15 protein-coding genes are annotated in these 14,397 nt (G+C 61.4%); 9 read left to right on the top strand and 6 right to left on the bottom strand.

Annotation, left to right across the window (positions count from 1 at the left end; translation table 11 throughout):
- The first annotated feature begins 271 nt into the window (after positions 1–271).
- The 8 genes from ACTG2S_RS16505 (at position 272) to ACTG2S_RS16470 (ending at position 6,808) form a co-directional block, all read left to right on the top strand.
- Positions 272–535, top strand: a complete 264-nt coding sequence (locus ACTG2S_RS16505) for a BufA1 family periplasmic bufferin-type metallophore (RefSeq protein ID WP_021229844.1) — start codon at positions 272–274, stop codon at positions 533–535.
- Positions 536–609: 74 nt separating this feature from the next.
- Complete coding sequence (gene bufB, locus ACTG2S_RS16500) at positions 610–1,458, top strand: MNIO family bufferin maturase (RefSeq protein WP_274161310.1); 849 nt, start codon at positions 610–612, stop codon at positions 1,456–1,458.
- The gene (locus tag ACTG2S_RS16495; RefSeq protein ID WP_439982966.1) at positions 1,451–2,203 is read left to right on the top strand and encodes an HvfC/BufC family peptide modification chaperone; all 753 of its coding nucleotides are present in this window, start codon (positions 1,451–1,453) and stop codon (positions 2,201–2,203) included. The genes bufB and ACTG2S_RS16495 overlap by 8 nt, the downstream gene beginning before the upstream one ends.
- A complete protein-coding gene (locus tag ACTG2S_RS16490) occupies positions 2,200–2,643 on the top strand; it encodes a DoxX family protein (RefSeq protein ID WP_144715920.1) in 444 nt (147 codons plus the stop codon). The genes ACTG2S_RS16495 and ACTG2S_RS16490 overlap by 4 nt, the downstream gene beginning before the upstream one ends.
- Before the next feature lie 97 nt (positions 2,644–2,740).
- Entirely contained in the window at positions 2,741–3,220 is a 480-nt protein-coding gene (locus ACTG2S_RS16485; RefSeq protein WP_128814775.1) for a GNAT family N-acetyltransferase, read from the top strand.
- A 90-nt stretch (positions 3,221–3,310) separates the two neighbouring features.
- Entirely contained in the window at positions 3,311–4,612 is a 1,302-nt protein-coding gene (locus ACTG2S_RS16480) for a methyl-accepting chemotaxis protein (protein WP_270660335.1), read from the top strand.
- 180 nt (positions 4,613–4,792) lie between these two features.
- Complete coding sequence (locus ACTG2S_RS16475) at positions 4,793–5,347, top strand: DUF3332 domain-containing protein (protein ID WP_005334841.1); 555 nt, start codon at positions 4,793–4,795, stop codon at positions 5,345–5,347.
- Between the two features lie 87 nt (positions 5,348–5,434).
- Complete coding sequence (locus ACTG2S_RS16470) at positions 5,435–6,808, top strand: HD-GYP domain-containing protein (RefSeq protein ID WP_139398726.1); 1,374 nt, start codon at positions 5,435–5,437, stop codon at positions 6,806–6,808.
- Positions 6,809–6,885: 77 nt separating this feature from the next.
- Here ACTG2S_RS16470 and ACTG2S_RS16465 read toward each other — a convergent pair whose 3' ends face one another.
- The 6 genes from ACTG2S_RS16465 to ACTG2S_RS16440 form a co-directional block, all read right to left on the bottom strand.
- The gene (locus ACTG2S_RS16465) at positions 6,886–7,944 is read right to left on the bottom strand and encodes an FUSC family protein (protein WP_139433190.1); all 1,059 of its coding nucleotides are present in this window, start codon (positions 7,942–7,944) and stop codon (positions 6,886–6,888) included.
- A 62-nt stretch (positions 7,945–8,006) separates the two neighbouring features.
- Positions 8,007–9,770: a bifunctional molybdopterin-guanine dinucleotide biosynthesis adaptor protein MobB/molybdopterin molybdotransferase MoeA gene (locus tag ACTG2S_RS16460; protein ID WP_439982962.1), complete on the bottom strand. Its 1,764-nt coding sequence runs from the start codon at positions 9,768–9,770 to the stop codon at positions 8,007–8,009.
- Positions 9,767–10,411, bottom strand: a complete 645-nt coding sequence (gene mobA / locus ACTG2S_RS16455) for a molybdenum cofactor guanylyltransferase MobA (RefSeq protein ID WP_019446236.1) — start codon at positions 10,409–10,411, stop codon at positions 9,767–9,769. The genes ACTG2S_RS16460 and mobA overlap by 4 nt, the downstream gene beginning before the upstream one ends.
- On the bottom strand, positions 10,383–11,078 hold the full coding sequence (locus tag ACTG2S_RS16450; protein WP_429058240.1) for an energy-coupling factor ABC transporter ATP-binding protein: 696 nt from the start codon (positions 11,076–11,078) through the stop codon (positions 10,383–10,385). The genes mobA and ACTG2S_RS16450 overlap by 29 nt, the downstream gene beginning before the upstream one ends.
- 34 nt (positions 11,079–11,112) lie before the next feature.
- Entirely contained in the window at positions 11,113–11,814 is a 702-nt protein-coding gene (locus ACTG2S_RS16445; RefSeq protein WP_019446238.1) for an ABC transporter permease, read from the bottom strand.
- 129 nt (positions 11,815–11,943) lie between these two features.
- A complete protein-coding gene (locus ACTG2S_RS16440; RefSeq protein ID WP_005334826.1) occupies positions 11,944–12,786 on the bottom strand; it encodes a substrate-binding domain-containing protein in 843 nt (280 codons plus the stop codon).
- Between the two features lie 255 nt (positions 12,787–13,041).
- Here ACTG2S_RS16440 and ACTG2S_RS16435 point away from each other — a divergent pair, with 255 nt between their 5' ends.
- Positions 13,042–14,397, top strand: a complete 1,356-nt coding sequence (locus ACTG2S_RS16435) for a sigma-54-dependent transcriptional regulator (RefSeq protein ID WP_439982960.1) — start codon at positions 13,042–13,044, stop codon at positions 14,395–14,397.

Raw genomic sequence — 14,397 nt, 5'->3', positions numbered from 1 at the left:
TATCTCTTTTGATGGAAGCAGTGAAGAAGATTAACGGGGTGAAAGTGCCATATGGCGCTTTCCTCGTTCATTAATGGGTGGGCGTCGAGAAATTTTCAATGATGAAATAGCTGTTTAAAATCAATTGATTGAGAGTCTTACTTTGGATTTTTTAACTCTTTTTGTGTTTTTTTGAAAGGGAATATCCCGTTTGCCGGTTCTATTGCAGGTGCCCGGTTGCGACAAATCGGGGATATCAGCAACATCCAACGACATCAAAAGGAACATGAACATGAATGTTAAAAAAAACACTGCTATCGCCTCCGCCATGACCGGTCTGCTGGCGCTGGGCGCCCAATTTATCGCGGCGCCAGCCATGGCTGCCGATGAAAAGGAGAAGTGCTACGGCGTGGTCAAGGCCAGCAAGAATGACTGTGCGACCAAGAGCAGCTCCTGCGCCGGCACTGCCAAGGAAGATGCTCAGGGTGATGCCTTTGTGGTGATGCCCAAAGGGCTGTGCGAGAAGCTGGTCGGCGGTTCGCTGCAACCCAAGTAAGAGACATCGGGCAGGGGGGATGGCCAACGGGTCGCCCCCTGCATCTTCTCTGATTGGCGAAAGCGAGTCTTGCGATGAACCCTTTGATTGGTATCGGATTACGCACTCCCCATTACGACGAGATCCGGCAAATCCTGCCGGCAGTTGGTTGGCTGGAGGTGCATAGTGAAAATTACTTCGAACGGCACAGCCAGGGTTTTCAGGTGCTCGCCGAACTGGCGCAGCACTACCCCGTCAGTCTTCACGGCGTTGGCATGTCCCTCGGTTCTGCCGACCCGCTCGATCCGCACCATTTGCAGCAGTTGTCGACACTGGCCGCGGCGATCAAACCGATACGGATCTCCGAACATCTCAGCTGGGGCAGCATTGGCGGGCGTTACTTCAACGATCTGCTGCCGGTGCCCTATACCCGAGCCTCCCTGCGCAACATGAGCGACAAGATCCAGCAGGTACAACAGACCCTGGGTTGCCGCATGTTGATTGAAAATCCCTCCTCCTATCTGCAACTGCCCGGGGAGATGAGCGAGTGGGAATTTCTGGCCGAACTGCAGCAGCGCAGCGAGTGCGGCATCCTGCTCGACCTCAACAATCTCTATGTCAGTGCCTTCAATCACGGTTTCTCTTGCGATGAGTATCTGGCGGCGATCGATCTCGCCACCGTCGGGGAGATCCATCTGGCCGGTTATACCGAGAAGCAGCTGCCGGAAGGCCCCCTCTATATCGATACCCACAGCGCCCCTGTGGTGGAGCCGGTCTGGGAACTCTATCGCCAGATCTGCCGCAAGCAGGCTATTCCCACCCTGATTGAGTGGGACCTCGAGATCCCGCCGCTGCCGGTCTTGCTGGCAGAGGCGGCGCAGGCCAGTGCCATTCTGGATGAGGCGCGTGCCATGAGTGCACCACGGGAGGTAGCCCATGGCTGAACTGGCACAGCTGCAACAGCACTTTGCCGATGGTCTGCTGGGGGCGCCTGACGCCATTTCCCCTCACATCAGCTCCCGACTCTTTTCTGCCGAATCTGTGCTGCAGGTCTATCGCAACCACTTCATCCTGAGCCTTGGCGAGGTGCTGGCGAGCAGTTATCCCGCCGTCAAGGCTATGGTCGGGGATGATTTTTTTGCAGCGGCGGCCCGTGGCTTCGTATTGGCCGAGCCGCTCAGGGAAGGGAGCGTCATGCACTATGGCGCCGGATTTGGCCAATGGTTGGCCCGCTTGCCAACTACAACCGGACTGCCCTGGCTGGAGGCGCTGGCGCAGTTCGAATGGCAGCTTGAGCGTGCCAGTCTGCTGCCGCTGGAATCACGCTGCTGGCCAGCCGAGCGTCTGGCCGTATTATCGCCGCAACAATGGGAGCGGCTGCGGCTGTTGCCAGCCACGGATCTGCTGCTGGTTGCCAGCGATTATCCGGTGCTGGCCCTTTGGCAGATGGCGCTGCACGGTGGTGAAGCGGTGGCCGCGCTTGATGCCCCCGTCTGGTTGGCATTGAAGAAACAGCCGGATTGCCGGGTTGTCCCCTTGCCCCTGACGGCGGGTGAGTGGGCGCTGTTGCAGGGTTGTCTCGCTGGTGCGGCGCTGGTCGATCTGCTGGCGGCCGACCCTGCGGCCAGTGAACATCTCACTCGCTTGGTAACTCTTGGTCTGCTGGTGGATATGGAGGTAATGCCATGATGGCAAACAAATGGCTGGCGCTGGCCAGCTCGAGTGGTGATTTGCCGCGCTGGAGCAGCGCTGGTGTGCTGTTGCTGGCGCGGCTTTGGGTCGCCTCAGTTTTTTTCACTTCAGGCTGGCTCAAACTGACGGCGTGGGATTCCACCCTCTATCTGTTTGAATCCGAGTATCAGGTGCCCCTGCTGCCCTGGTTGTGGGCTGCTTATCTGGGTACGGCGACCGAGCTGCTGCTGCCGCTTTTCCTGCTGGCGGGGCTTTTTACTCGCCCGGCCGCCTTGCTGCTGTTTGGCTTCAATATCATGGCGGTGATCTCCTACCCGACCCTCTGGGCGGGCGGCTTTTACGATCACCAGCTGTGGGGCTGGATGCTGCTGACCCTGACCATCTGGGGTGGCGGTGTGCTGAGCCTGGATTACTGGCTGACACGTCGCAGCCATTGATTTATCAGTGATTTCCCCAATGACAAAGAGCGCCACAAGGCGCTCTTTGTCATAATGACGGCCGGCGAAATTTCCCATGAGAGAAAAGGAGCAGCCAATGATCATTCGTCAGGCAAGGGCCGCAGATATTCCCGTACTGGTGGCGCTGCGCATGGAGCTGTTTTGTGAGGTCGGTGAGTTGGTGACGCCGCAGGCAGACCCGGCCTTGTGGCAGGCCACCCTTGACTATTTCACCCGAGCGATGAGTGAAGAGAGTGCTTTATCCTGGCTGGCTGAGGACGATACGCAAGAGGGCGGCAAACAGATCGTGGCGGCCGGGACGCTGGCATTGTTTGAACGGCCACCCTATCCCGGCAATCTGGCGGGGATGGAGGGGTATCTGCTCAACATGTATACGCGGTCACAATGGCGCCAGCAGGGGATCGCCACGGCGCTGCTCGATGCCATTACAGCCTTCGCCAGATCGCGTCAGCTGGGCAAGGTGTGGCTCCATGCCAGCGAGCAGGGACGACCTCTCTATGAGCGGATCGGCTTTGTCGCCAATCCGGCCTATCTGGAGTGGGACCTGGCACCTTAATCGATGGGCCCCGTTATCTCTATGGTTTCTCGTCTAAAGTTCATGCAGATGTGACGTAGTTGTAACCAGGTAACAGAGGGGCAGGGCAAGATGTTCAACTTCAAACTCAAAGCGGAATTACAAGCGTGTCAAATGCAGTTGGCCCAGGCCCAGGCATTTATTGATGCAGTAAAAGTCGGTGTCGCTACCATCAGTTTCACTCCAAGCGGCGAGATCCTCGAGGCGAACCCGCTGTTTCTGAGTGTGGTGGGCTATAGCGAGCAGGAGGTGATTGGTAAACACCACCGGATCTTTTGTGATGCCCACTACGCCCAGTCATCCTCCTATGCCCAGTTTTGGGAACAGTTGCGTCAGGGGCATTCCCACAGTGGCATCTACCAGCGCATTGACAAACATGGCAGGGAGTTGTGGCTGGAGGCTACCTACTTCCCGGTCAAGGTTGAGGGCAAGGTGGTCAGGGTCGTCAAGATAGCCTCCGATATCACCGAGAGTTATCAGCAGTTGAGTCGTCAGAAAGCGATCATCTCGGCCCTCGATCGGGCGCTCGCCATTATCGAGTTCACCCCCAAGGGGGAGATTGTGACGGCCAATCAGAATTTCCTCTCCTGCGTCGGTTACTCCCTTTCGCAGCTCAAGGGGCAGCATCACAGGCTGTTTTGCGATGAGAGCTTCTATCGCGAGCAACCCCACTTCTGGGACGATCTGGCCCACGGCCAGCTCAAGTCGGGGCTGTTCAGTCGTCGTGACAGCCACGGAAACGAGATCTGGCTGGAGGCTACCTACAACCCCATCAAGGATGAGAGCGGCAAGGTGGTCAAGGTGATCAAGTTTGCCAGTGAGGTGACAGAGCGGATCAAGCGCGCCCAGGCAGTGAGCGAGGCGGCCAACATAGCCCAGACCATTTCGCAGGAGACCACCCGCTTTGCCGAAACCGGGTCTGAACTGCTGGCGGCATCGGTTGCCATCTCCAGCGCCATTTCCGAACAGGTGAGCCGCACTTCCGGTCTGATTGGCCAGCTCAATGAGCAGTCGAAAAGCATTGAAGCCATCGTATCGACCATCAGCAGTATTGCCGAGCAGACCAATCTGCTGGCCCTTAACGCCGCCATTGAGGCAGCCCGGGCCGGCGATCAGGGGCGCGGTTTTGCGGTGGTGGCCGACGAAGTACGTCAGCTGGCTGCGCGCACCTCCCTCTCGACCGGCGAGATCGCCAGCGTGGTTCAGAAAAACCGCGAACTGACGGCCCAGATCACCGGCAACATCAATGAGGTGGCCACCAGTGCCCAGCGTGGCAAGGAGCAGATCGGCGAGGTGAGTGGCGTGATGTCACAGATCGAGCAGGGCGCCATCAATGTGACCGAGACAGTCTCCAATCTGGCCATCGGCTCCTGACGGTTATTGGTTGTTGAACGAGGCACCGAATGGATGATTATTCCATCGGTGCTTATTTATTGCTCACTTGGCACGCCAATCTGAACCCCTCCTGTATCGTCCCGCCATTGTGAATTGTCCTCTTCTGGCCCCTTGATTAGGCTTGCCGCCTCATTTATTTCAGAGCAGGAACAGAACACGATGGCATTACAACAGAAGGGGCGGGCAATGGCCCTGCTGGTTATGGTCGCGAGCATGGGTCTGGGCGGCTGTATGGGGCAGATGGGGCTTTCCGGCATGGTCACCAAGGGCAACCTGAGCGTGGTGGATAACCGCTACGCTCGTGCCGGGGTCTTTATGCTGCTCTCCCCTGTCTACGGTCTGGCCGCGACCGCTGACCTGTTTGTGTTCAATACCATCGAGTTCTGGTCTGGCAAGAACCCTATCACCGGCAAATCTCCGGCTGTGGTGGACATGAAAGCCAATCCGGTGATCAAGGTGAACCAGCATCTGGATCCGGCCCTCAAGAAGGTGCCGCTGGCCATGCTGCCACAAGGGGTGCGCGAGGTGGAGATCAGCTACCCGGACGAGCATACAGCCCAGATGGAGGTGCACTATCTGGATGGTCGCCGCAGCATGATGCGTGGCGAGAAGCGTGGCGAGTTGATGGATATCTACTTCGATGGCCGCTTTGTCTCTACCCTGAGCCGCGCAGAGCTGGAAGAGCGGGCGAATCAGGGCAAGGCTGCTGCCTAAATTCAACTGAATCCAGATCGATCCAGCTTCAGATGGGGTATACCTAATCTGCTGGCAAAATCGCCATGATGTCTAAGGGAGTAGACTATGACGGTGAATGGATTGCGATTGGCGGAGTTGATTGGTTCCCTCAGTCATGCGCTCGATATGACCGAGGGGCAACCAAGAGGACACTGCATTCGCTGCTGCTGGATAGGTTCCCGTCTGGGGGAGCGGCTGGGACTGGACGCCCGGCTGCGCCATGACCTCTACTACACGCTCCTGCTTAAGGATCTTGGGTGCAGCAGCAATGCCGCCCGCATCTGCGAGCTCTATCTCACCGACGATCTTCACTTCAAACGCGATTTCAAACTGGTGGATGGCTCCCTCTCCGAGGTAGTCAACTTTGTGCTGGGCCACACCGGCTTGCAGGCGGATCTGCTGGGACGTTTTCGCAGCCTGTTTCATATCTTTCGCAACGGTGACCAGATTGCCAACGAACTGATCCAGACCCGCTGTCATCGGGGGGCGGATATCGCTCGCCAGCTGCGTTTCAGTGACGAGGTGGCTGATGGCATTCTCTCCCTCGATGAACACTGGAATGGCAAAGGTCGGCCCCTGCAACTGGCTGGTGAGGCGATCCCGCTCTTCTCGCGCATTGCCCTGCTCTGTCAGGTGGTGGATGTATTTCACGCGGCCGCAGGCCCGGATGCGGCGCTCAAGGAGCTGCGCGAGCGCAGCGGCAGCTGGTTTGATCCGGCACTGGTTCGGGAATTTGAAGCGCTGGCCGACGAAGAGTTCTGGCAAGGACTGGCCGATCCCCGACTGACCGAGTGGGTGCTGGTCCACCCGGCCGGGCAAGGGGAGGTAGCGCTGGATGAAGATTATCTGGACGAAATCGCGGCGGCCTTCGGGCAGGTGGTGGACTCCAAAAGTCCCTACACCGCCGGTCACAGCGGCAGGGTTGCGCTCTATACCGACATTCTTGCCACCCAGATGGGGTTGTCCGAGTCGCGTCGACGCTGGCTCAAGCGGGGCGCCTTGCTCCATGATGTGGGCAAGCTCGGGGTGAGCAACGCCATTCTCGACAAGCCGGGCAAACTCGATGCGCAGGAGTGGGCGGCGGTGCAGATGCATGCCGCCTATACCGAGGAGATCCTGAGCCGTATCGGCGCCTTCGAGGAGCTGGCACAAGTGGCGGGCGCCCACCATGAGCGGCTCGATGGCAAGGGCTACCCCAAGGGGCTGAAGGGGAACGAGATTACCCTTGAGACGCGCATCATTACCACAGCCGACATCTTCGATGCCATCACCGCCAAGCGCCCCTATCGCGGCGCCATCCCTGTGCCGCAGGCGTTGGAGATGATGGCGGAGAATCTGGGCACCGCAATAGACCCCGACTGTTTTGCCGCCCTGCAGGAGGGTATTCAGGATTTCTCCCTCTACCTCACCACCGAGCAGCCGCTGGCCAATGCCAGTTAAGATTTGCTGCCTTCATGGCCCAAACGGCCAGTCAGACAGCAAAACGCCCCGCAATTGCGGGGCGTTTTGCATTGGGCCTAGTCGGGCTGCTTGCGATGGGGCGGGGTGAGGATCAGCCCCAGCAGGCGGCGCAGGTGGGTGAGCTGCTCGGTCAGCTGAACGTTGAGCCAGAGGTAGCCATTGATGGCTGCCTCTGCGTTGGGCGGCAGCGATACCTGGGTCGCCACCTCGTGCAGGCGGGCGATGGCGGCATCGGCCCCGCGACCGTCGCCGGTTTGCATCATCAGGGCAAGCTGGTTGATCGCCTCCTCGGTGGCCAGATGGCAGGCTTGCAGCGCAGCCGTGCTCTGCATCAGGAAGTGGCTCTCCCGATCGTTCCAGTAGGTGTTGGCCAGCATCTCAAGAGTGCAGAGGGTGTTGCGCATGGTGACCTGCACCGCATCAAACAGGGCGACGCTGTGGCGTGTCTCTTTGGCCGCCGGGGCCAGCAGGGCCCGCAGTTTGCCGGTCTGTGCCAACAGCTGGGAGAGATTGTGCTTGAGGCGCGGGCGCTCCAGCACATTGGGGGAGAGGTGAGTGTGATAGAGCCGCCCCGACTGCTGCAGGATCTGGTGCAGTTGCAGCCGCCAGTGGCTGTAGGCCCGCTGGGGATAGATGCTGCAAAAGAGCAGTGCCAGCAGGGAGCCCAGTATCACGTCGGCACTGCGCCACAGCGCCGTCTCTATATCCCCCGGCATGGCCCCCATGGTAACCCCCAGGGTGATGCCGATCAGCAACCCCACATAGGGGCGCTTGCCGAGGGCCAGATAGCCGCAGAGGAACATGATGCAGCCGCACCAGACCAGGGTGAGTGGCAGGGAGTAGATCTCGAGATAAAGTGCCACCACCCCGCAACTGGCGCCGAAGATGGTGCCCACCACCCGCTGCAGGGCGCGGGAGAGCACATTGCCCCAAAACGAGATGGGGCCCATCACCACCACGAGTGTGATCAGCGGCCAGGTGCTCTCCGGCAGTTTAAGCTCGCGGGTCAGCAGAAAGGTGAGCATAAAGGCGAGCGCAATGCGCAGGCCATGGACGATCCGGTAGCGGCCATAGACCAGCAGATCGAGTCGGGAGAGGGGGGCATCAAGACGCACGGTCTGCCTCCTGTCAGGTGGGGGACGGGGCGCCGTGCATCCGGCCGACGCCCCGTCGGGATTTAGGCCAGTCGTCCCTGCAGGGGGTGGATCCAGACCCGCTCGCCAACGGCGATCCCGGGTTGATCCGGTACGATTTCGATCAGGCAGTTGGCATCGCTCATGGAGCTGAGAATGCCCGAGCCCTGTGGCCCTGTGGTGCGCACCCGCAGCTGGCCGTTACGGTCCTGATGGAAGATGCCGCGCAGAAACTCGGTGCGCCCCGGGCGGCTCTTCATCTTCTCGTCCGCCAGTGCCGAGAGGCGCAGCGGCTGCCACCGCTTGCCCTGTAGGCGGGCGATGGCGGGCTCGACAAATTGCAGCACGCAGATCATCGCCGCTACCGGATTGCCCGGCAGGCCGAAGAAGGGGGTCTGCCCCAGCTTGCCAAAGGCGAGCGGGCGGCCCGGCCGCATCTGGATGCGCCAGAAATCGATCTGGCCCAGCTCCGCCAGCACCAGCTTGATAAAGTCGGCATTGCCCACCGAGACCCCACCCGAGCTCAGCACCAGATCGGCGCTGGCGGCGGCCTGCTCCAGCTGCTGGCGCAGAATGGTTTTGTCATCGGGAATGATGCCAAGGTCCATCACCTCGCAACCGGCGGCGCGGATAAGGGCCATCAGGGTGAAGCGGTTGCTGTCGAAGATGTGGCCGGGGGCGAGCTGCTCGCCCGGCGCTTGCACCTCGTCACCGGTACTGAACAGCGCCACTTTCAGCGGGGTGCGCACAGTGAGACTGGCTTGACCGAGTGATGCCGCCAGCCCCAGTTGGGGGGCACCCAGCCAGGTACCGGCCGGGATGGCGACCGCGCCCTTGGCGAGATCTTCGCCGGCGAGGCGCACATTCTGCCGCGCCCGGACTGGGGCGGTGACGGTGACCCACTCACCTTCAATATGCGTCTCTTCCCGCATCACCACGGTATCCACACCGGGGGGCAGCGGGGCGCCGGTCATGATCTGCACCGCCTGACCGGCCAGCACAGGCTCGTGGCGCTGTTGCCCTGCTAGCACTTCCCCCACCAGTTGCCAGCGACCGGCGGCGAGATCGTCGCTGCGAAGGCCAATGCCATCCATCGCCGAGTTGGCGTGGGGAGGCACATTGATGGGGCTTATCAGATCGGCGGCTAGCACAGCGCCGTGGCACTGGGCCAGCGGTTTTTCGGAGCAGGCAGTGCTAGGGGGGAGGGCCGCCAGAATGGCGTTGCGGGCCGCCTCTACCGAGAGAAAGCCCTTGCCCGCCTCCGGCTCCTTGCTCTGGCAGCCGTCAAGCCAGCGGCAGACGAAGTCGGCGATAGCCGCCAGATCGTTGATATCGAGTCGGGGCAGGCTTGTCTGCTGTTGTTCGCCACTCTGTTGGGGCTGATCGCTGGCCAGCGCGATGATGTCGCTGTCTTCGGGGAAGAGCAGCGGCTTGCCAATTTCGGCGCGGTGCAGCTCGATTTTCGGGAAGTGTTCGTGTTTGAACCCCTCGACCAAGAGCAGATCGAGCTCTGTCTGATCGAAGCTGGCCAGCAACTGGCGAAAATCGGCTTCGGCCAGTTCCGTTTCAATGATACGGGCATGACGACGGCGGGAGGCAACCATCATCTGCTGGGCACCCGCCTTGCGCAGGCGGTAGCTGTCTTTGCCCGGTTGGTCGATATCAAAGTCGTGGTGGGCGTGCTTGAGCACCCCGATGCGCAGGCCTCGATCCACCAGCAGGGGGATCAACTGCTCCAGCAAGGTGGTCTTGCCGGTGCCGCTCCAGGCGGCAAAGCCGAGCAGGGGAAGAGTGGGGGCCGGGGTCATGAGGTGACTCCTTGTTGGGGGGCGATAGCCGGGGCGAGCAGACGGGCCTCGTAGGCGGCCAGCTCGGCAGGGCTATTGAGATTGATAAAGGCATCCGGCTGATCGGCAAAGCTCACCACCGCCATATTGTGGCGGGCAAACCAGATATCGATTTTGCGCTCACCCTCTGCCAGCGCGGCGGTGAGGGAGGGGAGCAGGGATTTGTGCAGCAGGGCCACCACGGGTTGCAGCCAGTCGCCATCGTGGGCCACTACCAGCTCGGTATCCGGGGTCAGGGCGGCGCGAAAGCGGCTCATCAGATCCAGCGGCAGGGCGGGGCCATCGCAGGGGACAAACAGCACCCAGTCGTGACGGGCGGCGGCAAGGCCCGCCTGCATGCCCGCCAGCGGGCCGAGATAGTCGTTGTTGTCATCGCTGATGACCGGGGCCAGCGTCTGATAGCGGGTCTGACTGCGGTTGGCGTTGATCAGCACCTCATCCACCTGGGGGCGCAGGCGCGCCAACACATGGTCGATAAGGGGGCGTCCCGCCAGTGCTACCCATCCCTTGTCTTCGCCCCCCATCCGGGTGGCGCGGCCTCCTGCCAGGATCACTGCTGATACGGCAACGGGATCAGAGTGGCTGTCGCTTTTTGAAGTCATGTCGCTCGATGATTTTTAAAGGGGTCGTCTCTTGCAGCTGGCCACGGGCGAGGGTCCATTGCCGCTCGCACAGGTCGGTCAGGGCGTTGCTCTGGTGGCTGATGATGACCAGGCCGCTGCCATGTTCCCGCAGATCTTGCGCCAATGCGGCCATCAGGGCAACCGAATGTGTATCCAGATTGGCGGTGGGCTCATCCATCAGCAGAAAGGCCGGTTGCAGCGCCCAGGCGCGTGCCATCGCCAGCCGTTGCCGTTCGCCACCCGAGAGGATGCTGATGTGCTCCCGCGCCAGCCCTTCCAGCTCGACCCGGCGCAGCGCCTCGAACACCCGGATCTCGCTGCCGAGCTGTTTATCGAGCGCCCAGGCGACGTTGTCGTGCACCGTGCGATCGAACAGATAGGGGGTCTGGTGCAGATAGGTAACCCGGCCCGGTCCCAGATCCCGCTTGAGCAGCCGGTTTAGGCGCTGTTGCCAGCGCCCCGGCAGATTGGTGTGACCGCGGGTGGGGGTGAGCAGCCCCGCCAGGATCTTGAGCAAGGTGGTCTTGCCCACCCCGTTGGCTCCATGCAGCCAGATGGCATCCCCCGGTGCGATGGCGAGCCGGTCAATCTCGAACAGCTGGCGCTCGCCAAAGCGCATCGTTAGCTGGTGGGCGGTCAGGGCCATGGGGTACTCCTGTTGGTACACAGTGGGGGCATGGTCAGTTCTTCAGATAGCTGTGGCCGCGACAGGCCGTCAGCAGCAGGTTGAGCAAGAGGGCGAGGGTGAGCAGCACTATGCCGAGCGCCACCCCTTGGGTGAAGGCCCCTTTCTGGGTTTCCAGCGCGATGGCGGTGGGGATATTGCGGGTAAAGTGCAGGATATTGCCCCCCACCATCATGGAGCAGCCCACCTCGGTGACGATGCGGCTGAAGGCGCCGATGATGGCGGCCAGCAGGCCAAAGCGGCACTCGTGCATCAGGCCGATCAGCGCCTTGGGCCAGGAGACCCCCAGGGTCAGGGCGGTTTCCCAGGCGCGCCGATCGCTCTGGACAAACGCCGCGTGGGCCATGGTGGCGATCACCGGGAAGGCGATCAGCATCTGCCCCACCACCATCGCCTGCTGGGTAAAGAGCAGCTTCCAGTCGCCAAAAGGGCCGGCCCGCGACAACAGCATGTAAAGCAAGAGGCCAATCACCACGGTCGGCACCGATTGCAGGGTATTGATGCAGGAGAGCCAGAGCCAGCGGCCGGGCAGCGGCAGATAGGCCAGGGCAAAGCCCAGCAGCAATGCGGGCAGCAGCACCAGCAGCAGGGCGATGCAGGAGACGGAGAAGGAGACCCCCACCACCTGCCACAGTTCGGTGTCACCACTGAACAGCAGGGCGAGGGCCGCCAGCGTTGTATCGATCAAGGTCGGCATGACGCCTCTCTCTCATCGTGCAGGGCGAGGGCCGTCAATACGGTCGTGTCGAGCAGGGTCGGCATCAGGCGCCTCCCTCAGCGAACCGGGGGAGGGCCATCAAGGTCATCGCAGGGGTCAGGGTTGCCATTATTTCCCGTTGGCATCCGCTACAAACAGCGCCTGACCCGCCACCTTGAAGTCACCGATCAGCTTCTGGCCATGCTCGGAGACCAGCCAGTTCTTCAGGGTGCGGGCCCCTTCGGTGTTGAGATCCGGGTAGCGCTTGGGGTTGACCAGGATCACCTGATAGGGGTTGAACAGGCGCTTGTCACCCTCCAGCAGTACGGCGAGATCCAGCTTGCTCTGGTAGGCGAGCCAGGTGCCGCGGTCCGTCAGGGTGTAGGCACCGAGCTCCGAGGCCATGGTCAGGGTCGGGCCCATCCCCTGGCCGATGGATTTGTAACCGGCAAACTCGGGTTTAACGTCAGCGGCTTGCCACAGGGTCTTCTCCTTGATGTGGGTACCGGACTCGTCACCGCGGGAGATAAAGGTCTGGCCCTGCTCCTTGATGGCCTGCAGCCCCTTGGCTGCATCGTGCAGCTTGGCCAGACCCGCCGGATCTTTGGCCGGGCCGACGATAACGAAGTCGTTGTACATCAGGTGCACTGGCTCGATGCCAAAGCCTGCGTCGACAAACTTCTTCTCGGCAGAGGGGGCGTGGGTCATCACCAGATCCGCATCGCCGTTCTCGCCCATCTTCAGGCTCTGGCCGGTACCGGCCGCCATCACCTGCACCGGATAACCGGTCTCCTTGGTGAACTGGGGCAGCAGCCAGCCCAGCAGACCGGACTGCTCGGTGCTGGTGGTGGTGGCGAGGCGGATCGGCGCTTTTGTGGCATTAGTATCCGCTTCGGCGTGGGCCGCACCGGCGATCAGCAGGCTGGCGGCGAGGGAGAGGGCAAAACGTTTGAGGTTGGTTTTTATCGTCATCGTGATGCAACTTTTTTCAGGGTGGATGAGGAGAGGGCAAGAGTAAGCAAGCAGGGTGCCAAACTGTTCCTTTGCCGGTGCATTCACGGTTTGCCGTTTAAAAACAGAAGCTTATTAGAATCAATTAGGTGAGCTTGTTATCGCTTTTAATAATTGGTGTTGGTGCTTTTGATACGGTAAGGACAAAATGTCCCACTAAGGTTCCGGTTATCGGGACATTCACCGACCGTACGTGCATCCGAGGTACTTTTTTCCATGACACTCCCTCCCAGCCGCTGGTCTGCCCTCTCCCTGCTTATCGTTGACGATGAGCCCGGCATGCGCAGCTTTCTGGCCAAGGCGCTGGCCAAGCGTTTTGCCCAGATTGAGACTGCCGCCAGCGTGGAGGAGGCGGAAGCCCTGCGCTGCCGCCTTCACTTCGACCTTATCATTGCCGACATCCGGCTGCCGGGGCGCTCCGGCATCGAGTGGCACGAAGCCATCGACCCCGCAACCCGCCGCAGCGACATTATCTTCATGACCGGTTTTGGCGATATGGAGACCGCCCTCAAGGCGCTGCGCCTCGGCGCCAGCGACTTTATCCTCAAGCCCTTCAACCTCGATCAGATGGTGCAGGCGGTGGACAGAGTCATCGAGCGCCGCCAGATGGAGCGGGAGAACCTGCTGCTGCGCCGGGAGGTGAGCAAGCTGTTCCCGCCCACCCTGATCGGCGACAGTGCCAAGACCCGCGAGCTCAAGACGCTCATCGCCAGAGTGGCCCCCTCCAACGCCGCCGTACTGGTGGAGGGGGAGTCCGGCACCGGCAAGGAGCTGGTGGCCCGTGCCCTGCATCAACTCTCTGGCCGGATGGGGGCCTTTGTGCCCCTCAACTGCGCCTCCATCGCGCCGGAGCTGCTGGAAAGCGAGCTGTTTGGCCACGTGCAGGGGGCCTTTACCGGCGCCCGCAAGGGGCGCGATGGCCTGTTTCGGGTCGCCCATCAGGGCACCCTGTTTCTCGACGAGATCGGTGAGATGCCGCTCGCCATGCAGGCCTCCCTGCTGCGAGCGCTGGAGCAAAAAGCCATTCGCCCGGTCGGTGCCGAGCGCGAATTGGCGGTGGATGTGCGTATCGTCGCCGCCACCAACCGCAACCTCAAGGCCGAGGTGGAGGCGGGCCGCTTTCGCGAGGATCTCTTCTATCGCCTCAACGTAGTAGCGCTGCCGGTCGCCCCCTTGCGGGATCGCGTCGATGACATCCCCGCGCTGGTGCACCACTTTACCCGCCAGCTCACCGCCGAGATGGGGATGGGCTCCTTGAGCTGGACCCACGAGGATGTGGTGGCGATGCAGGCCTACCCCTGGCCCGGCAACGTGCGGGAGCTGCGCAACCTCATCGAACGCTGCCTGCTGCTGGGCAAGCCCCCGGCGGATTACTGGCAGAGCAGCAAGCCCGCCGAACCGGGCACAAGTGAGGAGGGCTACCCGCTGGCGTGGCCGCTGGCGGAGGTGGAAAAAGCCCACATCCTGCAAGTAGTGGCGAGCCATGATGGCAACAAGTCGGCCGCCTCCCGGGTGCTCGGGGTGGCGCGCAAGACGCTGGATCGCAAATTCAAGGAGTGGGCCATCGAATGA

Origin of the sequence: Aeromonas sp. 82P (assembly GCF_051919365.1) — a bacterium.
GTDB classification, from domain to species: Bacteria; Pseudomonadota; Gammaproteobacteria; order Enterobacterales; family Aeromonadaceae; genus Aeromonas; species Aeromonas veronii.
The sequence above is the reverse complement of the archived record's forward strand: the minus strand, read 5'-3'. Positions and strand labels throughout refer to the sequence as shown.